This window comes from Pseudoalteromonas sp. SR44-2, from assembly GCF_014163745.1.
GTDB lineage: Bacteria > Pseudomonadota > Gammaproteobacteria > Enterobacterales > Alteromonadaceae > Pseudoalteromonas > Pseudoalteromonas distincta.
This window is the reverse complement of sequence record NZ_JACJDW010000031.1, coordinates 1-24,977: the sequence shown is the minus strand read 5'-3', so window position 1 is coordinate 24,977 and position 24,977 is coordinate 1. Positions and strand designations below refer to the sequence as shown.

At 39.1% G+C, this 24,977-nt stretch carries 25 protein-coding genes and 1 riboswitch; of the genes, 16 read left to right on the top strand and 9 right to left on the bottom strand.

The window, feature by feature from the left end:
* Positions 1 to 46: 46 nt before the first annotated feature.
* From H5115_RS16270 to recQ, 3 genes are all read right to left on the bottom strand, one after another.
* Positions 47 to 1,756: a BamA/TamA family outer membrane protein gene (locus H5115_RS16270; RefSeq protein ID WP_182756327.1), complete on the bottom strand. Its 1,710-nt coding sequence runs from the start codon at positions 1,754 to 1,756 to the stop codon at positions 47 to 49.
* Positions 1,757 to 1,925: 169 nt separating this feature from the next.
* Positions 1,926 to 2,210, bottom strand: a complete 285-nt coding sequence (locus tag H5115_RS16265; protein ID WP_002961372.1) for a DUF3630 family protein — start codon at positions 2,208 to 2,210, stop codon at positions 1,926 to 1,928.
* A gap of 7 nt (positions 2,211 to 2,217) precedes the next feature.
* Positions 2,218 to 4,041, bottom strand: a complete 1,824-nt coding sequence (gene recQ / locus H5115_RS16260) for a DNA helicase RecQ (protein WP_024605058.1) — start codon at positions 4,039 to 4,041, stop codon at positions 2,218 to 2,220.
* A gap of 133 nt (positions 4,042 to 4,174) precedes the next feature.
* On the opposite strand from recQ, the gene H5115_RS16255 reads away from it, so the two are divergent.
* Together H5115_RS16255 and rarD are read left to right on the top strand one after the other, a co-directional pair.
* Positions 4,175 to 4,630 carry a thioesterase family protein gene (locus tag H5115_RS16255; RefSeq protein ID WP_002961375.1) on the top strand — a complete coding sequence of 152 codons (456 nt, stop codon included), beginning with the start codon at positions 4,175 to 4,177 and terminating at the stop codon, positions 4,628 to 4,630.
* Positions 4,631 to 4,681: 51 nt separating this feature from the next.
* Positions 4,682 to 5,599: an EamA family transporter RarD gene (rarD, locus tag H5115_RS16250; protein WP_039488332.1), complete on the top strand. Its 918-nt coding sequence runs from the start codon at positions 4,682 to 4,684 to the stop codon at positions 5,597 to 5,599.
* A 16-nt stretch (positions 5,600 to 5,615) separates the two neighbouring features.
* Here the strand turns inward: rarD and H5115_RS16245 are convergent, their stop codons facing one another.
* On the bottom strand, positions 5,616 to 6,851 hold the full coding sequence (locus tag H5115_RS16245) for a response regulator (protein ID WP_154903702.1): 1,236 nt from the start codon (positions 6,849 to 6,851) through the stop codon (positions 5,616 to 5,618).
* Between the two features lie 86 nt (positions 6,852 to 6,937).
* Entirely contained in the window at positions 6,938 to 7,312 is a 375-nt protein-coding gene (locus tag H5115_RS16240; RefSeq protein ID WP_024596244.1) for a DUF413 domain-containing protein, read from the bottom strand.
* A gap of 91 nt (positions 7,313 to 7,403) precedes the next feature.
* Between H5115_RS16240 and H5115_RS16235 the strand changes: the two genes are divergently transcribed.
* The 8 genes from H5115_RS16235 to ung all read left to right on the top strand — a co-directional run bounded on the left by H5115_RS16235 (position 7,404) and on the right by ung (position 15,152).
* Positions 7,404 to 8,276: a LysR family transcriptional regulator gene (locus H5115_RS16235; RefSeq protein WP_024596245.1), complete on the top strand. Its 873-nt coding sequence runs from the start codon at positions 7,404 to 7,406 to the stop codon at positions 8,274 to 8,276.
* Positions 8,277 to 8,442: 166 nt separating this feature from the next.
* Positions 8,443 to 9,375 carry a porin gene (locus tag H5115_RS16230; protein WP_182756325.1) on the top strand — a complete coding sequence of 311 codons (933 nt, stop codon included), beginning with the start codon at positions 8,443 to 8,445 and terminating at the stop codon, positions 9,373 to 9,375.
* A gap of 70 nt (positions 9,376 to 9,445) precedes the next feature.
* Positions 9,446 to 9,570, top strand: a riboswitch (cobalamin riboswitch).
* Between the two features lie 163 nt (positions 9,571 to 9,733).
* Positions 9,734 to 10,546 (top strand): ABC transporter ATP-binding protein, encoded by an 813-nt coding sequence (locus H5115_RS16225; RefSeq protein WP_182756323.1) that lies wholly within the window; start codon positions 9,734 to 9,736, stop codon positions 10,544 to 10,546.
* Between the two features lies 1 nt (position 10,547).
* Positions 10,548 to 11,552: an iron ABC transporter permease gene (locus tag H5115_RS16220; RefSeq protein ID WP_154903700.1), complete on the top strand. Its 1,005-nt coding sequence runs from the start codon at positions 10,548 to 10,550 to the stop codon at positions 11,550 to 11,552.
* 4 nt (positions 11,553 to 11,556) lie between these two features.
* Positions 11,557 to 13,041: a cobyric acid synthase gene (locus H5115_RS16215; protein ID WP_182756321.1), complete on the top strand. Its 1,485-nt coding sequence runs from the start codon at positions 11,557 to 11,559 to the stop codon at positions 13,039 to 13,041.
* Complete coding sequence (gene cobO / locus H5115_RS16210; protein WP_182756319.1) at positions 13,034 to 13,633, top strand: cob(I)yrinic acid a,c-diamide adenosyltransferase; 600 nt, start codon at positions 13,034 to 13,036, stop codon at positions 13,631 to 13,633. The genes H5115_RS16215 and cobO overlap by 8 nt, the downstream gene beginning before the upstream one ends.
* Positions 13,633 to 14,493, top strand: coding sequence for a cobalamin-binding protein (locus H5115_RS16205; protein WP_182756317.1), 861 nt, complete (start codon positions 13,633 to 13,635; stop codon positions 14,491 to 14,493). Before cobO ends, H5115_RS16205 begins: the two co-directional genes overlap by 1 nt.
* The gene (gene ung / locus H5115_RS16200; protein ID WP_165743907.1) at positions 14,490 to 15,152 is read left to right on the top strand and encodes a uracil-DNA glycosylase; all 663 of its coding nucleotides are present in this window, start codon (positions 14,490 to 14,492) and stop codon (positions 15,150 to 15,152) included. Before H5115_RS16205 ends, ung begins: the two co-directional genes overlap by 4 nt.
* Before the next feature lie 87 nt (positions 15,153 to 15,239).
* On the opposite strand, the gene H5115_RS16195 is transcribed toward ung, so the two are convergent.
* Together H5115_RS16195 and tal are read right to left on the bottom strand one after the other, a co-directional pair.
* A complete protein-coding gene (locus H5115_RS16195; protein WP_007583746.1) occupies positions 15,240 to 15,428 on the bottom strand; it encodes a DUF3545 family protein in 189 nt (62 codons plus the stop codon).
* A gap of 223 nt (positions 15,429 to 15,651) precedes the next feature.
* Positions 15,652 to 16,602 carry a transaldolase gene (gene tal, locus H5115_RS16190; RefSeq protein WP_002961397.1) on the bottom strand — a complete coding sequence of 317 codons (951 nt, stop codon included), beginning with the start codon at positions 16,600 to 16,602 and terminating at the stop codon, positions 15,652 to 15,654.
* Between the two features lie 225 nt (positions 16,603 to 16,827).
* Here tal and yaaA point away from each other — a divergent pair, with 225 nt between their 5' ends.
* Both yaaA and H5115_RS16180 read left to right on the top strand, forming a co-directional pair.
* Positions 16,828 to 17,607: a peroxide stress protein YaaA gene (gene yaaA / locus H5115_RS16185; RefSeq protein ID WP_039488339.1), complete on the top strand. Its 780-nt coding sequence runs from the start codon at positions 16,828 to 16,830 to the stop codon at positions 17,605 to 17,607.
* 120 nt (positions 17,608 to 17,727) lie between these two features.
* Entirely contained in the window at positions 17,728 to 18,684 is a 957-nt protein-coding gene (locus tag H5115_RS16180; protein ID WP_154903696.1) for a mechanosensitive ion channel family protein, read from the top strand.
* Between the two features lie 575 nt (positions 18,685 to 19,259).
* Here the strand turns inward: H5115_RS16180 and H5115_RS16175 are convergent.
* Both H5115_RS16175 and srmB read right to left on the bottom strand, forming a co-directional pair.
* Complete coding sequence (locus H5115_RS16175) at positions 19,260 to 19,580, bottom strand: BON domain-containing protein (protein WP_002961403.1); 321 nt, start codon at positions 19,578 to 19,580, stop codon at positions 19,260 to 19,262.
* 273 nt (positions 19,581 to 19,853) lie between these two features.
* Positions 19,854 to 21,080: an ATP-dependent RNA helicase SrmB gene (gene srmB, locus H5115_RS16170; RefSeq protein ID WP_182756315.1), complete on the bottom strand. Its 1,227-nt coding sequence runs from the start codon at positions 21,078 to 21,080 to the stop codon at positions 19,854 to 19,856.
* Positions 21,081 to 21,155: 75 nt separating this feature from the next.
* On the opposite strand from srmB, the gene H5115_RS16165 reads away from it, so the two are divergent.
* The 4 genes from H5115_RS16165 (at position 21,156) to H5115_RS16150 (ending at position 24,839) form a co-directional block, all read left to right on the top strand.
* Positions 21,156 to 21,854 carry a tRNA1(Val) (adenine(37)-N6)-methyltransferase gene (locus tag H5115_RS16165; protein ID WP_182756313.1) on the top strand — a complete coding sequence of 233 codons (699 nt, stop codon included), beginning with the start codon at positions 21,156 to 21,158 and terminating at the stop codon, positions 21,852 to 21,854.
* A gap of 60 nt (positions 21,855 to 21,914) precedes the next feature.
* A complete protein-coding gene (locus tag H5115_RS16160) occupies positions 21,915 to 23,624 on the top strand; it encodes a DUF4153 domain-containing protein (protein ID WP_182756311.1) in 1,710 nt (569 codons plus the stop codon).
* 163 nt (positions 23,625 to 23,787) lie between these two features.
* Positions 23,788 to 24,234, top strand: coding sequence for a DUF2147 domain-containing protein (locus H5115_RS16155; protein WP_182756310.1), 447 nt, complete (start codon positions 23,788 to 23,790; stop codon positions 24,232 to 24,234).
* Between the two features lie 137 nt (positions 24,235 to 24,371).
* Positions 24,372 to 24,839 carry a YHS domain-containing (seleno)protein gene (locus H5115_RS16150; protein WP_182671498.1) on the top strand — a complete coding sequence of 156 codons (468 nt, stop codon included), beginning with the start codon at positions 24,372 to 24,374 and terminating at the stop codon, positions 24,837 to 24,839.
* The last annotated feature ends 138 nt before the right edge of the window (positions 24,840 to 24,977 follow it).

The following is a 24,977-nucleotide window of genomic DNA, read 5'->3' as shown; positions in this document are numbered from 1 at the left end:
ATAACAATTTAATGCAATTGGTATTAGTTTAACGTGTTTGTATTATTTAAAAAGTGTTTTTAACGCTTACTAGCCACTGGACTGAGTCTACATCGTCGTAGCTATCAACAGGGGCGGCAATATCAATGTGGATCATGGTTCCTGAGTTTGCGCGACTCGGTGCCAAACGCAGACCAACGCCTACATTTTTCAATACATGTGCATTTTCACCGTTATCTTCATCGTTAAACCATGCTCTGCCTACATCTACAAAAGCTGCGCCACCCACTTTAAATAGTTGTAGTAAATCGTACTCCCAGTAATAGCGCTTTTCTAGATTTACTAAAAAGCTGCGATCGCCATGTTGATAATCCATCGGGTAACCACGCAGGCCTGTTTCGCCACCTAAAGTAAGCTGTTGATCAGCAGTCAGGTTTTTGGCGTATTGCACGCGGGCTTTAACATACCAAGATTGGTCTTCACTGGTATTTAAATAATATTGTACTTGGCTGGTGGCCATAAAGTTTTCGAGTTTTTTCTGTTCTTTATTCCAATAGCCATCAATATCAGCACTAAAACGCCATAAGGTATTATCGTTAGTAAAGTGGGCTTTTTTAAAGTTAAAAGAATACACCGCGCGGCTGTCGTCATTACTTAAGGACTCATCTGAATAGCCAATTAAGCTTTTAATATTCCAACCTAAATTTAAATCCTCAGTGCGAGATATACTGTCAAAATTGCGTACTTTTATGTAGTTATCTTCAAACCAATGGCCGCTTATAAAGGGATAACTTAAGCTTCTGTCATCGGCAAGTGGTGCAAATGTAGTGTCTATAGCTTCAAAGGTATGTTGCTCATCGGTATAGCCTAACGTTAGTCGCTGGGTCCAATTATTATTAAGCGCTTTAGAGTGTCCTATAAATACACGGTTTAAATCGGTAGTTTGATCAAATTCGCTAAACTCTTCGCCGCGTTTATATAGTGACTCTTCGCTCTGCTCAGAATAGCTTAAAATACCGTAACTAAAGGGGGTGTCAATTGCGTAAAATGGATAGGTTAGCTCAAGCAAATGGCGCTTGCCGTCGCTGTTATCGGCGTATTCTAAACGGCCTCGGTAGCGAGTAGATAAAATATTCGGATCGTCGTAAACAAATAAGTAACCGCTGCGATCGCTGTCAGTGGTGCGCGAAAAAGAAAGGCGCTTACCCCACCCAAGCAGGTTAGATTCTCTAAAGCCTATACTCGATTTGTTTTCTCCACCGCTTCGACTAAAGTTCACTTCAGGTAAAAGTGTCCATAAATCACGGGTAACCACTTCTACATTAACGTCGCCGTCGCAGTTTTCGGTAGCACTAATTTGTGCATCATATAAGTAGCTTTCTTTACGAAGTAAACGCTCAGATTCTGCGAGCTTTTTAGCGTCGTACTTGTCACTTGGGGAGAATAATAAAAGGTTATTAATGACATCGGGCTCTGTTTGAATGTGAGCGCGATTAGCAAAACGGAATAAAGCATTATTTTCCTCTTCAAGCTCAGTATTAAATACATTAAGTTGCTTGAGCTTTATTGAGGCTATTTTAGCGTTACTATTACTGTGCGTGAGGGTTGTTTTGTCTTGAACTTCTCGGCGTAGGTTTTTATTTGTGCTTAAATCTGTCTGTTCTACAAGGCAGTTATCAGTTTTCATTGAAGATTGTTGTGCGAACGTTTTAGGCACATAAAAGCTTAAAACCGTTAAACTAATACAACATTGTGCTATCCATTTCTTGCTCACCATTAAACCTCTTACTGCTACGTAGCAAATGACTATCGTAATATCAGCTTACATCATTGTTATTATAATGTAAGTAAAAGGTATGGATTTTGAAATTAATTAATTGTTACCCATATTCACTTTTGTTAATAGCCAGCTGGTTTGCAGCGACCTATGCGCTAGGCATTAAAAGCTAGCTTAAATAAAATGCTAAAGCGGCGAGTAAGTGTTCAGCTTCATGACCTTCGGCATTAATCCAGATGCTTTGGCTGTAATGCTCATAGTTTAAATTAAAGGTTTGATGATTATAGGTAAAGCGAACTTGATGGCGATCAGCGCCTGCAGAATATTCGTTGAGTGTTACTTCGTCTGAGTGTAAAAATAATGTACTCCACAGCTCAAAGTCTTCATCGTTTGGTAGCTCAATGGGATTAATCAAAATACATTTGTGTGTATGGTCATATTCTATTTGGGTCATAATGCTCTTAATTAGTAGCTAGGTAATGTCGAATTGCCGTTAAAAATTCGCCGCCGTATTTATTTAACTTAGTAAAACCAACACCTGAGACCTTTAAAAACTCACTGTCGTTTGTTGGCATAAGCTGCGCCATTTCGGCTAACGTTTTATCATTAAATACTACGTAAGGTGGCACATCGTCGGCATCAGCAAGTTCTTTACGAAGTGCGCGCAGGCGAGCAAAGAGTTTTTTGTCGTAATTAAATTGCGCTAACTTATCTTGATAAACGTGTTTGGCTTGCAGGCGTGGCTCGGCTAATTGCAGTGCGTATTCACCTTTTAAAATTACACGCGCGGCTTCTGTTAATCTAAGTGACGCACCTTGTGTTATATCTTGGCTAAGTAAGCCTTGATGAATAAGTTGGCGTAAAATACTGAGCCAAAACTCACTGCTTTTATCTTTACCTATGCCGTAGGTACTTAACTCATGATGATTATTATCGCGGATGCGGCTCGTGTTTGCACCGCGAAGTAATTCAACAATATAACCAAGTCCAAAACGTTGTCCCGCTCTGTACACACACGAAAGTGCTTGCTGGGCGACTAACGTACCATCAAAGCTTTTTGGCGGATTTAAGCAAATATCGCAGTTGCCACAAGGTTCGCGTTGATATTCACTAAAGTAGTTAAGTAATATTTGACGACGACATGTTTGCGCTTCGGCAAAGCTTGCCATTGCGTTAAAGCGTTGTTCTTCTACGCGGCGGCGTTGCTCGTCGTCTATGTCTTCAAAAAAGCGCCTTACGCGACCAATATCTGCTGGGTCAAAATACATTATAGCTTCTGCGGCAAGTCCATCTCGCCCAGCTCGACCTGTTTCTTGATAGTACGACTCTATACTTTTTGGAATATCGTAATGCAGCACAAAACGCACATTAGGCTTGTTTATGCCCATGCCAAAAGCAACGGTTGCGACCACTATTTGTATATCGTCACGGGCAAACCCGGTTTGTACAAATTGACGTTGCTCGTTACTCATACCAGCATGATAAGCGGCAGCGTTTAGTCCTGCATCTGCAAGCTTTTCAGCAATGTCGTCTACGCGTTTACGGCTGGTGCAATAAATAATACCGCTTTGGCTTTTTTGCTCCTTTAGGTAGCGAAGCAATTGCACCATAGGTTTAAATTTTTCTTCTATGGTGTAACGAATATTGGGGCGATCAAAGCTGCCAGTATGAATATAAGGCTGTTGTAGTTTTAATTGCTCAACTATATCAAACCGTGTGGCTTTATCGGCGGTGGCGGTTAATGCCATCATTGGGACATGTGCAAAACGTTGCTTTAATTCGTTTAAGCGAAAGTAATGAGGTCTAAAGTCATGACCCCAATGCGACACACAGTGCGCTTCGTCAATGGCAAATAAACTCACATTTAAATGCGATAAACGCTCTAAAAATTCGTGTTGTAATACTTTTTCAGGCGCCACATATAAGAGCTTAATTTGCCCCTGATGAAGCTGTTGATACACCAATTGCTGTTCTTCTCGTGCTAAGCTGTTATTAACGTAAGCGGCTTTTACCCCAAGAGCTTGCAGTTGCGTTACCTGATCTTGCATTAGCGATATAAGCGGAGATATAACAATAGTTACGCCTTCGAGTACTAAAGCAGGGATTTGGTAGCACACCGATTTTCCGCCGCCAGTAGGAAGTAATACAAGCGAATCTTGGCCGTTAATAGCGGCATCAATAACTGCTTTTTGACCGTCGCGAAATTCACTGTAGCCAAACACTTGTTTGAGGACAGTTTCGGGTTTACGCACAAGGGTGCTAGAAGGTGGAGTTGATGTATTCATTGGCGGGTATTTTAGTGGTTTTTTAGTGAGATGTCTTTAGCTGAGTTACTTGATAAATTATTTAAGTGGAGTCTCGTAGTTTTACACTATGTATGTTTTACTCATCTTACCTGTTTTGACATAGAGAATAATAATGAATAAAGAAATGTTAATTGAACAAGTAGGTGCGTTATTTGTGAATGGCATGCCGTTTAACCAGTTTTTAAAAATATCGGTTGAGTCGTTAAGCCCTGAACAGGCCAAAATTACGTTCCCGTGGCAGGATGTACTCATTGGTAATCCTGCGCAAAAAATACTCCATGGTGGTGTTATTTCAGCCGTACTTGATAATGTAGGCGGTATGCTCGCTGCAGCAAGTGTAATTGATAAACTCACCGATTTAGATATTACAAGCGTGCAAACAAAATTAGCCACGCTTGGGACTATCGACTTACGTACTGATTATTTGCGCCCTGGTAAAGGAGAGAGCTTTACTGCCAGCGCAACACTTATTCGTTCAGGTAATAAAGTATGTGTATGCAGAATGGAATTACATAACGAACAGTCTGTTCAAATTGCTTTTGGAACCGGCACGTATTTAGTTGGATAAAACGCGTATGGCAAGTAAACTAGCGGCCTTTTAAATCACTAAGTGTGTATTATGTCGATTGATACTGAGCAGCGTAAAGGTGCTATTTTTGCTTGTCTTGCTTTTTTAATGTGGGGCCTTGCGCCAATATACTTTAAGTTGATTCAGCATGTTTCTGCTTTTGAAATTTTAATGCATCGGGTTATTTGGTCGGTTGTGTTTTTAGTATTGGTAGTAAGTGTTTTACGGTATTGGGGTAAAATTAAACGCATTATCGTTCAACCTAAGCTTTTGCTTATGCTTGTTATCACCTCTGCACTGCTTGGGTTTAATTGGGGTTTATTTATATGGGCTATAAATAATAACCACATGCTTGATGCAAGCTTGGGCTATTACATAAATCCTCTTTTAAATGTATTACTGGGTATGCTTTTTTTAGGCGAACGCCTGCGTAAGTTCCAAGGCGTAGCAGTAGCCCTTGCCTTTAGCGGTGTAGTGCTGCAGCTAATTAGTTTTGGCTCGTTTCCGGTAGTTGCCTTTTCACTGGCTATATCATTTGCACTTTATGGTTTATTACGTAAAAAGTTACCGGTTGAAGCCTTGCCTGGCATTTTACTCGAAGCACTTATATTACTGCCTGTCGCACTTATTTATTGGTGGTTAATGGTGCCTACAGCAACATCAAGCCTGCCAGCTAATGATTGGCATACTAATGTACTACTGATTAGTGCAGGTATTGTAACTACATTACCACTGCTGTGTTTTACCGGTGCAGCTAAGCGTTTGCAATATACTACACTTGGCTTTTTTCAATACATTGGGCCAAGCTTAATGTTTATACTAGCTGTGGTGTTTTATGGTGAAGTGTTTGATGCAGAGCGTGTAGTAACATTTGCATGTATTTGGAGTGCACTGGCTATTTTTAGTTGGGACTCTTACCATCAATCACGCAAACGTAAAAAAGCGGCTATTACAGCCGCAGAAGTATAATTAACTAATAAAATGGTTAACTAACTATTTTATTACGACCAGATTCTTTAGCGTCGTAAAGCTTTAAGTCGGCCTGTTTTAAAAGTTCATCAATTTGATAAACAGGCCCGTTTGCAAAGCCAATAGAAATGGTGAATTTTATTTTAGCTTTACTAAACTCTTGGCTATTCATTTCTATAAAATACCTAAAGCCTTCAAGGCGTTTAAGGGCTTCTTGTTTATCTGCATCTATAAAATAAACTGCAAACTCTTCACCACCTAAGCGCGCTACTAAGTGCTTTTTAAAGTATTTACTGAAGCAAATAGAGAGCCCTTTTAATACTTCGTCGCCAACATCGTGTCCGTATGTATCGTTAATTGATTTAAAGTGATCAATATCAAGCATAGCTAAAGCACCGTCACCTTTAGTATGTTTTATTTGCTTTAATGATTTTTCAGCTTCTTCAAAAAAGTAACGACGATTTGGTAAATTAGTTAAATAATCCGTGTTGGCTTGTCGTCTTATGGTGGCTATAAGGTCTAACATATCGACGTTTTGACTAAGCCTGCAGTAAAACTCTTCGCTATTAAAAGGTTTGTGCAAATAATCGTTTGCGCCATTTTTTAAAAATAAACTAGAAAGCCCTACAGAGTCAGAACCCGAGATACCAATAATAGCTTTTTCATCATTGCTATATAAGCGGCGAATCTCGCTACATAGTTCATCGCCATTCATATTGGGCATTTCATTATCAGTAATAATAACTGAAATATCAGGTGAAGCTTCAAGCAGGTTTAACGCTTCTTGTCCGTCTTGCGCTTCAATAATTTGATACTTATGGCGCACTAACAAACTACAAATGTATCGTCGGGTCGATTTAGAGTCGTCAACAACGAGTACTTTTACATTTTCGTTGCGAGGCAGGCGCTGTAACTGTTTTTCGAGGTACTGATAAGCTTGTTTATTTTCTTTAATGATGTAATCGATGATTGGGTATTTTTCTACAGTGTCGCGAGTTTTTTTATCAATATTGCCCGTCATTACAATAGTTGGAATGTCTGCATTAATAGTACAAGGTATTGCCTCACCTAATGGGGCATCAGGTAATATGAAGTCAACTACAGCGCAAAAATAGCTATTTTTACTTATAAGCTCTTTTGTTTGCGCTAATGACTCAGCTATATCAACTTCATAACCAGCCTTAAGCGCGATGTGCTTTTGCACTCGCGCCATGGCAGGTGTATCTTCAACTATTAGTATTTTTCGCGTCACGGAACAACCCTATATATATTTTGCAAAAATATTTGCTTATACAAGTTGTAACTGTTAAAACGCAAAAAAGCAAATAACTTAAATACTTACAGATTATCCGCTTCTGAATAATACTCTTGGCTAATCGGCGCCGGGCTCGACATTTTTGAACGGCCAAATAAAGTATGAAACTTAGTTTTGCAGGTCGTTAGTTTTAAGTATTTTACCCAAGCTCGTTCGATTGGGTTGGTAGGTTCTTGTGAGCCAGTTACGACTGCTACAAACTGTTCTTGGTGTTCGTTTTGCGGCTCAATTGTTTTACTGTATAAGCCTTTTAAAACAACTCCGTGTTGTTCAAGTATGCTGGCTTCTAATAAGGTGAAGTTTCCGCTGCGGCTAAAGCCTCGTGGAAAGTTTTGATCATCATAAAATTGACGTTGGCTAACAAATGCTTGGCGTAGTAATGAAATGTTATTGCTCATAGCTTTATCCTCATACCTTAGTAATTAGCTGAAGTATGATGCAAGTTTGGCAATTTATTAAACAAATTATTTTTATCGTGAGGATAAAAAATTGGATATCGATTTATTAAAAACATTCGTTGAGGTAGTGCGTACGCGTCACTTTGGTAAAGCGGCCGAAAACCTTTATATTACGCAGTCTGCAGTGAGCTTTAGAATTCGCCAATTAGAGCAAGGGCTTGGTGTTAATTTGTTTATTCGCCAGCGTAATAACATTCAACTTACAGCACCTGGCGAGCGCTTATTACCCCATGCACAAATGATTATTACGGGCATGCAACGCGCCAAAGTGGATGTTGCGCTTGCCGATAATATGCATAAGCAAATTAGCTTAGCAGGAACGCCTAATATTTGGGATGCTTTTTTACAGTTTGGTATAACAAATATTGTATCGGCGATGCCGGGCGTGTCATTAGTCGCAGAAGTTAAAGCTCAACAAGAAAGCACTCGGCTGTTATTAGAACGCACGCTTGATTTGGCAATATTGTTTGATCCACCAAAAGTAGACGAGCTAGTGGTAGAGCGAATCTGTGAGTTGCCAATCATTCCCGTAAGCGGATACGACACTGCAACGAACGAAAACTTTTTTGATAATCAGTATGTATATGTTGATTGGGGAACTACTTTCTCACTTTGGCATGCGCGTCAGTTTACCGGTAAAACACCGCCTTATTTTAGAACCAGCACAGGACGTATTGCACTTGATTTAATACTGCAATGTGGCGGCAGTGCATTTATACCTCAAGTATTGGTAGAAGGGCATTTAGAAAAAGGTGAACTGTTTCATGTTAAAGATGTAGAAAATACCTCGCGAGACGTGTTTATAGCGTATCACAGAGACAACGAGCAAAAAGAGTTAATAGAAACCTTAGTTAATTTACTATCGCAAATGACCCCAAGCTTGTCATTAAAGAAAAGTAAGTAAGTTCGGCCGTTTATTAGGCTTTCATGTTATTTTGATTTCAAATTTAATGCATTTTTATTAATAAAAAAAGACATTAATATTTCCGTTGTAATATTACTGTCATTTAGCGGTGACAAAATGCAGCAGTTTTAAAAATTAGTCTTTTGTGATTATCCAAGGAAATAACATGAAATTTGTAAAATCGAGCTTATGCTTAGCACTATTAAGTGGTTTATCTTTCAATGCACTTGCCGATGTAGACATTTACGGTAAAGCGAATGTAACAGTGCAATCATCTGATGACGGCGAAGGATCTTTTACTGAGATAAAAAGTAATGCATCTCGTCTTGGTGTTAAAGGTTCTGAAAAAATAAATGATAGTTTAGAAGCGGTATATAAGTTTGAGTTTCAAGTTGATGTGTCTGATGCTGATTCAAAAGGCGATAACGACGACAATATTTCTGCGCGTAACCAATACGTTGGTTTAAAAGGTGCGTTTGGCCAAGTGGTTATTGGTCGTAACGATACTGCGCTTAAACAATCTCAAGGTAAGTTAGACTTGTTTAACGACCTTGAAGGCGATATTAAAAATGTATTTAAAGGTGAAAACCGTTTAGGGAATACTGTTAGTTATTCATCAAACTCATACGAAGGTTTTAAAGTACTTGCTACTTTTGTAGCTGAAGATGATGTAGACGCTGATAACGGTTACTCAATGGCGGTTACTTACGGCGACGTGGCACTTAAAAAGAGCGCAGTATACGCCTCTATCGCAGCCGATAGTGAAGTAAATGGCTACGATGTAGTACGTGCATCAATCCAAGGTAAAGTTGAAAAATTTAAGTTAGGTGCAATGTACCAAACACAAGAAAAAGTTGACGGCAGCGCAGAAGCGGATGGTTACCTATTAAATGCAGCTTACAGCATGGGTAACAACACATTTAAAGTGCAATACCAAGACATGGATTTTGACGACAGCGACGATAAGTCAGCAATATCAGTTGGTCTTGATCACAAATTAAATAAAAACATTAAAGTATTTGGCTTTTACTCAAGCTTCGATATGGACAACAACGTTGACCAAGACTACGTAGGCTTAGGTATGGAATACAAGTTTTAACTATTCGCTAAATTAGTTTAAACACTCCCTTTTTAACCGCGCTCTTTTGAGTGCGGTTTTTTTGCTTTAAATTATTTACTTAGCCGCCCATAATAGAGCTTCATTTGGAATGAGGTGCGAGTCCTCAACTATTCCCGTAACTGTAATTAGTACAACGCTTTAAGTCAGATACAAATGAGCAATACCAATCAGCATAAATATTTGAACAATTTAACGAATTAAATTTATCGCTTAATAGGTTCTATATCTAAATAGATTGGTATAATTTTTTAACGAGCGGGTTTACTCATTTTTTATTAATACACTAGTTATTGTTAGCTGTATTGTTAGTGAGTTCACGCCTACCAAGGACTCACTGTTGCACACTAAATCAGCGCTAAACACGCCTTTACTTAACGTTAAAAATGTTTCGTGGGGGATTGCCAATAAAAGCATTTTAAATGATATTAATTTGCAAATATCGCCAGGTAAATTTGTTGGTTTAATTGGCCCAAATGGGGCGGGTAAGTCGAGTTTGCTGCGTTGTTTATACCGTTTTAACCGGCCAACATCAGGGCAAATTACTTTTAATAATCACGATATTTGGCAACTTAAAAGTGAAAATTATGCAAAGCAAGTCGCTGTGGTACTTCAAGAAACCCCGTCGCAATTTAACTTAAGCGTATTTGATGTTATTGCGCTTGGGCTAACGCCTCATAAATCGGTATTTAGCTCAATAACTAACATTGATAAACAAACAATTATTCAAGCTATCAATACCGTAGGGTTGGCAGATCATAGCGATCAAAGCTTTGAATCGCTCTCAGGCGGTGAAAAGCAACGTGCCTTGATAGCCCGCGCCATAGTCCAGCAACCTCAACTGTTAATAATGGACGAACCAACTAGCCATTTAGATGTTAAATACCAAATACAGGTAATGGAACTTGCTAAATCGTTGGGTGTAACGGTGTTTGCATCGTTTCATGATTTAAACCTAGCCTCTGCAATGTGCGATGAACTAGTGGTTATTAAAAAAGGTGAAATTACACATACAGGCACGCCAAGTGAGGTATTAACCGAAAACATGCTAGGCGACGTTTTTGGTGTTTGCGCCCAAGTAAATAACCACCCGCAAATATCGAAGTCGGGAAATAGCATCCCTCATATCACTTACTTTTATGGTTACGAATAATATGAGCGCAGTTAATACTCGCCAATCACTTGCGCTATTTATCAGTGCTGCAGCTGCTTTATTTAGCTTATTTGCAGCACTTAGTTTTGGCGCAGCAGAGACCTCACTTCAAGACGTACTTAATAGTTTTTTGCTCTCAAATGATGCGTCTTTTAATACGCGTATTATTTTTGAACTAAGAATGCCACGCACATTACTCGCCTTTTTAGCAGGCTCTGGCTTAGCAATTGCGGGGCTTATTTTACAAACGGTAACGCGTAACCCTTTAGCCGATCCTTACTTATTTGGTATATCGTCGGGTGCCTCATTTGGCGTGGTGTTACTTATGGCATTAGCAGGTATTAGCGCAGGTTTTATGTTATCGGCAGCAGCATTGCTGGGTAGCTTACTCGCCATGAGTTTATTAATACTTATTGCAGGTAGGCAGCAAAGTGCACAGGTAGAATCAATGTTATTAGCTGGTGTTGCTCTGTCGTTTTTATTTAGTGCATTTACCAGCTTGTTGCTTTATTGGAGCGACCCTCAGGCGGTAGCCGCTATTTTATTTTGGACACTGGGCAGCTTTTCGCGTGCGCAGTGGGCTACGCTTTGGTTGCCTTTATTGGTAATTACATTGTGTACGTTTGTAATGCTGAGCTTTAGAAGGCAGCTAAATGCTATGTTACTGGGCGATGAAAGCGCAATTACATTAGGTGTTAGAGTCCAGCGCTTTAGAATACTTATGCTGGTTTTAAGCTCATTAATTACCGCTGTGCTGGTGGCTATGTGTGGTGGTATTGGGTTTGTCGGATTAATGGTGCCGCATATTGTGCGCTTTTTTATATCCCAAGGCACCATCGCTGGCTTACTGGTAACCAGCTTGGTGGGCGGTACATTTATGGTGTGGGTTGATGTACTTTCGCGCTCATTGCTGAAAAACCAAGAACTGCCTGTAGGTGTTATTACTGCAGCTATTGGTAGCGTGTTCTTTCTAAGTTTATTGTTTTTTAGAAAGCGAAGGGTGTAATTCCATGAAAACCTTAATGGTGCAAGGCACTACATCAGATGCTGGTAAAAGCACTTTAGTTGCTGCCCTTTGCAGGGTGTTTGCTAAGCGAGGGGTAAAGGTTGCGCCTTTTAAACCACAAAATATGGCACTTAATAGCGCAGTAACAAAAGATGGCGGCGAAATTGGTCGTGCGCAAGCTTTGCAAGCAATAGCAGCTAAAGTAGAGCCCGAAATAGACTTTAATCCTATATTACTTAAGCCTAATAGCGACACGGGCGCACAAGTGATTATTCACGGAAAAGCCATTAGTAATATGGAAGCTGGCAAATATCATGACTATAAAAAAGTAGCGATGGATGCAGTAATTACCTCACATAACCGCTTAGCTAAACGCTTTGAATTACTCCTTGTTGAAGGAGCGGGGAGCCCTGCTGAAATAAACCTGCGTGAAAACGATATTGCCAATATGGGTTACGCCGAAGAGGTAGATTGCCCTGTCATTATTATTGCCGATATTGATAAAGGTGGTGTGTTTGCACATTTGGTAGGTACGCTTGCGTTGTTAAGCGAGTCAGAACAGGCGCGCGTAAAAGGCTTTGTTATAAACCGCTTTAGAGGCGATATAGGTTTGCTGCAAGGCGGGCTTGATTGGCTTGAAGAATACACAAACAAACCCGTACTTGGCGTATTACCTTATTTGCACGATCTTGCGCTTGATGCCGAAGACGCCGTCGCAATTGATAATAATGTAACCAACGCCACAATTAATATTGCAGTGCTACTTGTTCCCCACATTAGTAACCACACCGATTTTGATGCACTGCGTTTGCATCCAAACATTAATATAAATTATGTGCGCCATACGCAAACGATCCCAGACGTTGATCTGATAATTCTCCCAGGCAGTAAAAACGTGCTGGGCGATTTAACCTTTTTGAAAAATGAAGGCTGGGACACTCAAATTAAACGCCACTTACGCTATGGTGGTAAAGTACTTGGCATTTGTGGCGGCATGCAAATGCTGGGCAATACGCTCAACGATCCCGAGGGTATTGAGTCATCATTAAAGCAAGTAAATGGGCTTGCTCTGTGCGATTTTGAAACCACGCTAACAACACAAAAAGTATTAACTAAAATAACCGCTACACTGCTTTTAAATAACCAATCAACACCCTGTAGTGGTTACGAAATACATGCAGGGATTAGCCAAGGTGCAGCGCTTAATAAGCCATTTTTAACCTTTGATAAAAGCCACCCACATGGTTTTATGTTCGATGGCTTTATTAGCGATGATAACGCCATTGCGGGCACTTATTTACATGGCTTATTTGATGAAGCCGATGCTACATCGCAAATTTTAAAATGGGTAAAACCAAGCGCCTCAATTAACCCAATTAGTATTGCCACTCATCGCGAGCAGCAGTTAGAACGATTAGCAACCATGTGCGAAACGCATTTAAACATACAGCAAATTATCTCGATTTATGAAGGACACAATAATGACTGAACAAAACAACGATAAGCACAAGCAGCGCCAACAAAAAGTAAAAGCACAAGTGGATGCACGTGTTGCTGCAGCACAAGACGTAAAAGGTATTTTTCAGGTAATTACCGGCAATGGTAAAGGTAAATCAACCTCGGGTTTTGGCGTTGTAGCACGCTGCGTAGGGCATGGTAAAAAAGCAGCCGTTTGCCAATATATTAAAGGTACATGGGAATGTGGCGAGCGTAATTTATTACAAGGTGCAGGCGTTGAGTTTGTTGTAATGAACACCGGTTTTACCTGGGATACGCAAAATAAAGAAGCCGATACCGCAGCCGCCCAAGCAACATGGCAAGAGTCAAAACGTATGCTTGCAGATAGCAGTATTGATTTAGTATTACTAGATGAGCTTACGTATATGGTGACATACGGCTACGTTGATTTAGATGAAGTAGTAACAGCCCTTAATAACCGCCCACCAATGCAGTCAGTTATTATTACAGGGCGTGCAGCGCATCGTACTTTAACCGACCTTGCCGACACAGTAAGTGAAGTGCGTAATGTAAAACACGCATTCGACTCAGGCATAAAAGCGCTAGAAGGCTTTGATTACTAATGTTTAAAGCGTTTTTTATTGGGGTGCTGCTTTTTAGTGTATCGGGCAGTGCACTTGCAGAGCAGGCTAATGATTCTAAAAAACTGCGAATAATCGCGCTTGCACCACATATAGTCGAAAACCTATTTGCCATCGGGGCGGGCGATAATATTGTGGGCACGGTTGATTACGCCGACTACCCAAGTGAAGCCCAAAGTATTGAGCGCATAGGGGGTTATTACGGCATCTCGCTTGAAAAAGTATTGGCGCTTAAACCCGACTTAGTTATTGCGTGGAAAAGCGGAAACCAAAGCGAAGATTTAGCCCAAATAGAGCGTTTAGGTATAAAAGTGTATTTGAGTAATCCCACCACAATCGCTGGTGTAGCCGACGAGTTACTTACTTTTGGTGAATTTACAGGGAATATTGAGCAAAGCCAACAAGCGGCAAATGCATTTACACAAAAACTAAACGCGATTGTTAAAAGCCAGCAAGATAAAAAAAATATTACCGGATTTTATCAGTTATGGGCTGAGCCCATGATGACAGTAAGTAAAAATACGTGGATAAGCCAACTGATTGAAACATGCCATGTAAGTAATGTATTTGCACAGAGCGTTACAGATTACCCGCAAATTAGTATCGAAAATGTCATTGTTACTAAGCCACAAGTTATTATTATCCCTGATGAAAAATCAAAAACACCACAGCCGGTTGTTAATTGGCAAAAGTGGCCAGAAGTACCAGCAGTTAAAAATGATCAATTTATTAGCGTAAATGCCGATTTATTACATCGTTTTACCCCGCGCATGCTAGATGGACTCGCGGATATGTGTGATAAAATAGACGCATCACGTAAACAGATTAAGAGTACACAATGAGCAATTGGGCTACATTTTTAGAAAGTGAATTACAACAAACTTACATGCAGCAAACGTTAGAGTATGTGGCTAATCGTCGCAATGAAGGTGTTGCTGTTTACCCGCCTGAAGCTCAAGTTTTTAGTGCTTTTGATGCCACAGCACTTAATGACATCCGCGTTGTAATTTTAGGACAAGACCCATACCACGGAGAAGGACAAGCGCATGGCTTGTGTTTTTCGGTGTTGCCTGATGTAAAAAAGCTGCCGCCGTCGCTTAAAAATATGTACAAAGAGTTAGCTGTCGACATCAGCGGGTTTATTATTCCTGAGCATGGTTACCTGCAAAGCTGGGCAGATCAGGGCGTGTTTTTACTCAATACAGTATTGACCGTTGAGCAAGGGCAAGCGCATTCACATAAGCATTTAGGGTGGGAGCAATTTACCGATAATGTAATTGCCCATATTAATAAGCACTGCGAAGGTGTGGTATTTATTTTATGGGGTGCACATGCACAAAAAAAAGGTAAAGGCATAGATAGCGCTCGCCATCATGTTTTAAAGGGGCCGCACCCATCGCCACTTTCAGCGCATAGAGGCTTTTTTGGTTGTAAGCATTTCTCACAAACGAATGAGTTATTGCAAGCCCAAAAAGATAAGCCAATTAACTGGCAAATCTAATTTATTCCAAAGAACTCAAATTGTTTAAACCATTAAAAAAGGCTTCCATATATCGGAAGCCTTTTTGTTTAGTTGGGGCGTATTGAATTAAAAGTCGAGCTCTTCAATTGCAATACTGTCTGTAAAGTAGTCTAGTTCTTGTAGTTCTTTACGTAGGCGCTGTTTGTCTTTTATTGCTTCTATTTCACGCCATTTTCTTTTTTTATTTTTCTGAGAGGTTTTCCTTGTTGTATCTGGTCCTTCTAATATCTCTAATATATCGTTTAGGCTATCCATGAACTTCTCCTATTGATTTTATTGACCTCAAGAATACCTATACCACAGGCCTAGTTAAAATAGAATAAAAAAGTGACAGTTATGTTGCATAAGTGTGATTAATTGATGAAGGTTTATACGAGGATTATATGAAGTCGATATGAAGATTATATACAGAGGTAGCGTATTTTAGGTATAAAAAAACGCCGCTATTGCGACGTTTTTAAAACACGATTATAGCAAATTACATTGCTTTAAAGCGCGCCTCTAGTTGTTCTTGTGCATCAGCAAAAGAGCGAATGCCTTCAGCTAGTTTTTCAGTAGCCATAGCATCTTGGTTATGTAACCAACGGAACTGTGCTTCTGTAAGTGGCTCTGGTTTTGGCTCTTTAGGAATATCTGTTTCTAGCAAGTATTCCTGTGCGCCTTCAAGGTTACCTAAATCTTCTAAAAGATTAGGGCTAATTGTTAGCTTGTCGCAACCAGTAAGAGCAATAATTTCGCCTGTATTACGGAAACTTGCACCCATCACAACTGTTTTGTAGTCATGGCGTTTGTAAAATTCAAAAATGCTGCGTACAGACTGAACACCTGGATCTTGTAGCGGATCGGTTGGTTTTTCCATACCGTTAGCAACGTGCCAATCTAAAATACGCCCTACAAATGGCGAAATTAGAAATACGTTTGCATCGGCACATGCGCGAGCTTGGGCATCGCTAAATAATAAAGTAAGGTTACATTTAGTACCTTCTTTTTCTAGTTGCTCAGCGGCTTTAATACCTTCCCACGTAGACGCTACTTTGATTAAAATTTTATCTTTGCTTACACCTTCTTTTTCGTAAAGGCTAAGTAGAGTATGTGCTTTATCAATAGTCGCTTGCGTATTAAACGAAAGGCGTGCATCTACTTCAGTAGAAATATAACCAGGTACAATCTCACTAATTTCTTTACCAAGTAACACAGCAAAGTAATCACATGCTAGTTCAAGTTGTTTAGCTGGCTCTTGCTCGGTTTCTTTTGCATAGCTCCAAGCTTTATCTAGGTAAGGCTTATATGCTTCAATCTCGCTCGCTTTTAATAAAAGCGACGGGTTTGTAGTTGCATCTTCTGGTTGATGCTTTTTAATAGCTTCAATATCACCAGTGTCGGCTACGATAGATGAATGTTGTTTTAGCCTTTGTAGAGCTGAAGTCATTTGCTTTCCTCATTCCAAGCAAGTTAAAAGAAAAATCTAATCACTCTTAATATATACAATCCATACTGCAACAGTGTGACAATGCTTGATAGGTCTTATGTCCTTATCAATAGAAAAACGGCAATGCATGGGTCATTAAGAGAGGATTTATTTAAACAAAACGTGCTTTTCGTTTCATTTAATGTTGAAATTGACACTAAATAAATTACAAGTCAATAGCTAACTATGATCACTGTTATTTCACCTGCAAAAAATCTTGATTACGAAACGCCACCCGCAACAGACAAGTTCACTCAGCCTGAATTACTAGAGCACAGCGAAGAGCTCATGAAAGTATGCCGTGAACTAACACCAGCGCAAATTGGCAGTTTAATGAAAATTAGCGATAAGCTATCTGGGCTTAACGCAGCACGCTTTAGTGAGTGGGCACAGCCGTTTACACAAAGTAATGCTAAACAAGCAGTGCTTGCCTTTAATGGCGATGTATACGGCGGTTTAGATGCAAGCACGCTTAAAGCTAGCGAGCTTGATTACGCACAAAACCATTTACGTATCCTTTCTGGCTTATACGGCTTATTAAAACCACTTGATTTAATGCAAGCTTACCGTCTTGAAATGGGCACCAAGCTTGAAAACTCGCGTGGCAAAAACTTATACGAGTTTTGGGGCAGCGTAATAGCGAACAAACTAAACGAAGTATTAAAAGCACAAGACGCGCAATACTTAGTTAACCTTGCTTCAAACGAATACTTTAAAGCGGTAGATAAAAAAGCATTGAATGCACAAATTATTACCCCACACTTTAAAGACTGTAAAAACGGTCAATACAAGGTAATTAGCTTTTACGCTAAAAAAGCACGCGGCATGATGGCGCGCTACATTATCGAAAATAAAGTAACGCAATTAAGTCAGCTTAAAGAGTTTACTGTGGCGGGTTATTACTTTAGCCCTGAGGCAACAGTTAAAGAGCTTGAGCCGGTATTTATGCGTGACGAACAAAATTAGCTCATAAGCTTAAATAAACAATTGAAAAGCCATGCATTGCATGGCTTTTTTGATACTGGCGTTATATTTGCAACTATATCTAATATTAATGAGATTATTAATTAAATAGGTGCAAACAAAATGATCAGTATTCCGTCAGTTGGCGAAGCCGAAAAACTAATAGAGGAAAAGCTCGGAGGGTGGTTTGATGTTGTTATCAGCCATATCCCTAATTTTATAGTGGCAATTGTAATTGCCATAGTATTTTCAATATTGGCGCGCTTTGCTGGCAAGCTGATGAAAAACGTGTTGCGCCGCTCTCTCGATTCAACGCAAATTGCCGATTTAATGGCGTCAATATTTAAAGTTATTGTGTTGTGCATAGGTTTATTTATAGCGCTCGATTTTGTTGGCTTAAAAGGCACTGTTACTTCGTTACTTGCTGGTGCGGGTATTGTGGGTTTAGCCATTGGTTTTGCGTTTCAAGACATGACCGAAAACCTAATTGCAGGTATAGCAATGGGTGTACGTAAGCCATTTAAAACAGGTGACGTAATAGAAACCGATGATGTGTTTGGTTCAATACATTCTATAAACCTACGTAACACACTAATAGAGAGCTTTTACGGGCAATTAATACTGGTGCCAAACAAAGTCTTATTTAGAAATATACTCAAAAATTACACCACTTTAGGTGTTAGGCGCATAGAAGTGCCAGTGGGCATTTCGTACGGTGACGACATAGAAAAAGCAAAAGACGTTATAGTCGATAAAATTAACGAATTTGACTTTGTAATACGCAAAGACGAAACCGCCGTATACGCCGAAGGTTTTGGCGACAGCAGTATTAACTTACTGGTGTGGTTTTGGATTAAATACCCAGGCGAGCCTGACTTTATGACGGTACGCCACAAAGGTGTTGTTGCCGTTAAGCAAGCATTAGACGAAGCTGATATTAGTATTCCTTTCCCAATTCGTACGCTCGACTTTGGCATTAAAGGGGGTGAAAAACTTGATGCCATGATAAGCGATAAAATAAGCCAGCAGTCATCCAATAAAGACAGTAGCGACGGTGCTGACTCTAGCCAAAGTGAGTAATTTAGTTAAAACTCATTAGGCAAAAGCATTGGGAAATAGTTACTTACCAATAGCGCATTTTTACAGAGTAAAAATGCGCTTTTTTTATAAACGGATTATTAGCTAAAAGTTTAAATACCTAGTTTTGTGTTTATTGAATATCAATTCTGATTAGTTGCGTTTGGCCATGGGAGTATTAACAAGTAAAAGTAGTGTTTACCCAACGATTTTTTTACTGCCTTGCCGCACACTCTGAAATAACGCTCTCATCTATTTCAATAACTAAATAAATCATCTTTTTTAAGCCAGTTAGGTCGGCTAAAGAATGTGTGTAAGCTTTTTCAGTATCAATTGGGTTAACTTAAGGGTTAAAAGAGCAAAGACAAACACGCTAGCATCAATTCTAAATCTATCTTCTAAAGTATAAGTGTGAGCTATCGCTTTAGGGTGAGGAATAATCGTATTGCTTAGGCTTTATTTTATCTTTTTCACAGCTGTAAAACTTGCCTTAAAAAGAATATAAAAAAGCGCAGCTTGTGTTGGAGTAACAAGCCGCGCTTATGAATTAGTTATACAAATAGGTTTTGTGGTGCGTATTAAATAACGCTAATTTTGTTACGAATGATTTTAACCCCATCTATATTTTCTAAAAACTTTTGAGCTAGTGCGCGCTGAAAACCAGTTTGTGCTTCACCGTATAAATCTACTTCACCATTTTTTACCTGCACACGAATATCACTTAACGCCAGGTTAGGGTTAGTTCGTAGGGTATTGGTGATAGTTTGTTGTAGGTTAGGTTGAGTGGCTACACTGCTTACTACGGCCATGTTGGTTGCTGCACTTACCTTTGTAGCGCAAGCTAATAAAAATAAACAACAAAATGATACTAAAGCGATAGTTAACTTGAAGCGGTTCATAACTTAATCCTTACATTACGGTGAATAGTGCAGCCACAAAATGGAAATTCCATCGGCTAGGTTATCTTTGTAGTTACAATTTCGGTGCCAATATTAACGCTATGAAATATAAGGTAATTTTATTAAGTGGGAATTAAGGTGGGCAAAAATTACATTTAAATGAGTATGAGTTACATGCTTGGGTTACATATGTAACAGGTACAAACACCAGAGCCTGTAAGGCTTGCATTAAAAAAGCCGACAAAAGTCGGCTTAGAATAAAAATATGTTAGGTTACTTTTTCTTTTTAACCTTGGCCTTTTTCTTGGCTTTCATTTTTACTGGATCTTTACGCTTTTTAGCCGGAGGCTTAGCTTCTTTATGCTGTGGCTCAACACCTTTAATTACACGGCGTTTTAGTTTTTGTTCAACGTAGCGCTCTACTTTATACAAAATACCAATGTCGTGTGCTTCAACTAATGATATTGCAATCCCTTTTTTACCAGCACGGCCAGTACGACCAATACGGTGTACGTATACGTCGGCAGTGCGCGGCATATCAAAGTTAATAACGTGGCTAATGTCAGATACGTCAATACCACGTGCAGCTACGTCGGTAGCAATTAAGATACGTGTTTTGCCACTGTGGAAGTTTTCCATGGCTTTCATACGTTTGTCTTGTGGCATTTCGCCGCGTAACCAAGCTGCTTTAACGCCATTATTGGTTAGCTCGCCAATCAGTGTTTCTAAACGCTCACGGGTTTTAACAAACACAATTGCTTTAGTCACGTCTGGACCATTTAAGGTATTTACTAAAAGCTCTAGTTTGTGATGATAGTCATCGGCTAAATGTACCCACTGGTGAATTTTAGCTTTTTCTTTACGTGACGAATCAGCTTCAAGCAGTGCAGGGTCGTTTAATGTTTTTTCAGCAAACCTTTCTACGCTGTCACCTTCGAGTGTTGCTGAGAATAAAAAACATTGGCGACGATTTTTAGCTTCGTCACAAATACGGCTCATTTCTTTTTTGAAACCCATGTCTAACATGCGATCTGCTTCATCGATAATAAGCATTTCTACGTGTTCAGCATGAAAGTTTTCGGTTTCTAGGTATTCCATTAATCGACCTGGTGTGGCGATTAAAATATCGTTATTTTTTTCGAAAATTTCTTTATGCGTGCCGTAGTTAATACCGCCTGTTACTACACCAATTTTTAGGTGTGTGCGTTTAGCTAGCAGTTCACATTGTTCATGAATTTGATAAGCCAACTCACGAGTCGGGGTCATAACGAGGACGCGCGCAAAACCAGGATCACGACGTGGGAAATCCAGTAAGTACTGAATAGCCGGAATTAAAAATGCCGCTGTTTTACCTGTACCAGTAGGCGCAGATGCTAAAATATCGCGCCCCTGTAGTGCTTCAGGAATAGCTTGTTGTTGAATGCTGGTTGGCGTCTCGTAGCCCATTTTATTAATGGCATCGAGTAGCTTGTTATCAAGATCAAATTCAGAAAATTGCATAGAGTGTCTAAAATAAGGGACAATTACCCTGATTATACGCGCTATGCTGCGCTTGGTGAATGAAAAGGTGAAAAAATGTCTGGTTTTGTATTTAAACAATTTAAAGTTGAACACGACCACTGTGCAATGAAAGTTTCTACCGATGGCATTTTGCTTGGCGCATGGGCTAATTTAAGCGGTGCAAAGTCATTACTTGATATAGGCACAGGCACCGGCTTACTAGCATTAATGTGTAAGCAGCGCAGTAATGAGCTTGATATAACTGCGGTAGAAATTGACGAAAGCGCCTATACCCAAGCATTACAAAATGTAGCTAATAGTCCGTGGCCAACAATAAGTATTAAGCACCAAACTATTCAAAGCTTTAGTAGTGAAGTTAAATTTGATGTTGTTATCTCTAATCCACCGTATTTTAATCACAGTTTAAAAGGCGATAATGCTGCACGTAATACCGCACGCCATACCGACGGCTTAAGTTTTAAAGAGTTAATAAATGCCTTTAAACGCTTAAGCCATAGCCGCTCTCGCTTTAGCTTAATACTCCCAAGCGTTGAAGGCGCATTATTTATAGAGCTTGCTACTCAAAATGGGCTTTATTTAAATGCTCATTGCCAAGTAAAAGCCACGGCCAATAAAGAGATTAGCCGCAGTTTAATGACATTTAGCTACGTAAAAAGCGATTTAGAATCATCAACCCTGTGTATTAGAAACTTAGATAATACCTACACCGCTGATTATATAGCTCTGTGCAAAGCATTTTATTTGAAAATGTGAAGCAATTGTAAAATAGGAACGAATAACGCAAACTGACTAAAACCATTGTTGAGAACAGATATGGATAGTCAGTTACCAAAATCTTTTATAATTATACTTGCCGTATTACAGGCTATTGCTCTTACCCTTTTGTATAGCAGTATAGAAAATAATGTGTGGCCAGCAACAAGCCCTACATGGTTAGTCTCACTTATTACATTTTCTATGAGCTTTCCTTTATTAATGCTAATGACCGTTAATAAAAATAATATAAAAACGTCGTTGCTTTTAATCCTTCCTTTTTCCTTGTTGTTATCTTTATTGGGGGCGTATGTTGGCTTTCAGCAAGAGCCTCAAGAGTACGTAAGTAATAACACTTTAATGTCAGTTTTTATTTTTACTAGTTTAATAGCTGGCTTTAAAGGCCTTATGTACATACAACAATTTGGTAGCTCAGAAAATATTAGTTACAGTCGTTTATTTAAGCTCTCTTGGCGTAATTTTATAATATTTGGAGAATGTTGGCTGTTTGTACTTATTTTTTGGGGAATTCTAAATTTAGGTGCGGCTTTATTTGATATTTTAGATATAGAATTTTTCTCTGAGCTACTAAGAAATGAATGGTTTTGGATCCCAACCTTAACGCTCGCATTTGCCTTTGCGAGTGTCATATTTAGAAAGCTTTTGAACATTGAAGATAATATCGCTTTTTTACTACAAACTTTAATTAAGTTTTTATTGCCTGTTTTATCAGTTATTTCTCTCGGTTTTTTAGCAACACTTCCTTTTACCGGACTCAATAAATTATGGGAGACCGGAAGTGGCAGTTTATTAGTAATGTGGCTGCAGGTGCTCACGTTGTTTTTTGTTAACACTGTTTATAAAGATGACTCATCAGTTCGCCCTTATCACATGCTCTTGCACCGACTCGTTTTTATAAGCGTTGCGTTACTTCCAGTTTATAGTGTTATTTCTGCCTATGGAATTTACTTACGGGTAGAGCAGCATGGGCTAACAGTAGATCGTTGTTGGGGCATTTTAATTTGGTTTTTATTGGCGTGTTTTTCGTTTAGTTATCTTGTTGGAATTATAACAAAGCGAGACAATTGGCTAGAGCCGCTTAGCAAAATAAATATTGTGATGGGGTGGGTGGTGCTCGTTAGTATGCTTGCTGTTAACTCCCCTTTATTAAATTTTCAAAGCTTATCTACAAACAGCCAAATAGCGCGTTTAAATGCAAATAAAGTAACAATAGAAAAGTTTGACTATTACTATTTTGAGCACAGCTTAGGTCGCCAAGGTTATTTAGCTATGCAGTTATTAAAACAGAAAATTGAAACGAGTCACCCAGAGCAATACGCTATCATCGATAGGATGTATGTAAATAATGAGTTTGCTTTAACGCTTGAACACACAGTCGATGATTTTATTGAGCGCAGTGTATTTTGGCCATCACAAGCGCTAATACCTCAAGGTTTAATAGAGGCAGTATTTTCTGAACAACATTTTTACGATCGTAACTCTTTAAAAGAACATACTTACTATTTCATTGGCATGGATTTAAACAAAGATGATGAACTCGATTTTATAGTGATTGACGAAAGTAATGAAAATATATCCGCATATTTCTGGTTATTCGACATGGGTAAGTGGCGCTCAAGGTATATGAATGTCGAAAATCCTGAAGAGATTAGATACCTTAAAAGCATGATTGATAATAACGAATTATCTTTAGTTGAGCCTGAATATTCAAATCTAAAAATAGGGGATGTTGTTTTTAAAGTGAGGTAATACGTAACTTTTTTTATGCTACTGCCCCTTAAACCTAAACTAATGATTATTAGTTTAGGTTTTTTCTTTTAGTTTTTTATTTTATGTACAGCGCTTTAATAGTGTGTTTATAAATCACCTGATATGATTTAGCCATTGGCCACTTAATTTAAAAGGCAACACAATGAAAAAGTTAAATAAATTAGCATTACTTAGCACGTTAACAACCACCATTTTTGCAAGCCAAGGTGTGTTTGCTGCTATTACGCCTGTAGGCCTTTGGAAAACAATTGATGAGGATACAAACCAAGCTAAGTCGTATGTACGTATTAGCCAAACCAACGGTACTTTAAGCGGCAAAGTTGAAACCATTCTTAACCCTGCAAAACAAAACGATATATGCAGTAAGTGTGATGATGAGCTAAAAAATCAGCCTATTTTAGGAATGACTATAATCACTGATGTAAAAGCACAAGATGATGGCACCTGGGGAGACGGAGAAATACTCGATCCAACAAATGGTAAAACCTACACCTTACAATTAACCCCGCAAGATGAAGGTAAAAAGCTCGAAGTGCGCGGTTACATTGGCTTTTTTTACCGAAACCAATATTGGCTAAGAGTAGAGTAAGTTTTACTACTTACTTAATTACTAAACGTTAAATAATTAAGCATTAACTGAAATCATTTTTGCACTTTGCCTTTCTTACTCACTAAGCCTGCCATATTTAATTGGCATAAAATTTTGAGTAAATAAAAGGGTAAAATATGATTAAGTACATAGTTGCTTTAATAATGCTTAGCACACTGTTAATAAGCGGTGCGGCAAACGCAAAGGATGATGCTGTAAACACGGGTTGGTTTAATAACACGGCTATTAAAGGGTACGACAGTGTTGCTTATTTTACCCAAAATAAAGCCGTTAAAGGCAGCGACAAATATACGTTTAGTTACTTAGGTGCCGACTGGCACTTTTCGAGTGAAGAAAACAAAACGGCATTTGCAGAAAACCCAAAGCGTTATGCTCCGCAATACGGTGGCTGGTGCGCTTATGCAATGGCTGATGAGGGGAATGCTGTAGGGATAGACCCAGAAGCATTTTATATTCACGAAGGTAAGCTTTACTTAAATTACAGCCAAAGCGTACAACAAAAATGGTTAAGTAATTTATTGCCGTACATTGTGATGGCTGATGGATATTACCCACAAACGACCAATGTTATGACGTTTCAATAAATTACTCATATTATTAGGGTCTGTTGAACTTTGCGGATTAAAATTTGTTCAAACTAGGGGCTATTTAATCGCGGCGCGAGATTTGTAACCTAGTGGGCTAAGTAAAAACCGAGCAAAGCTTCCGCGTCCTGCTCACGC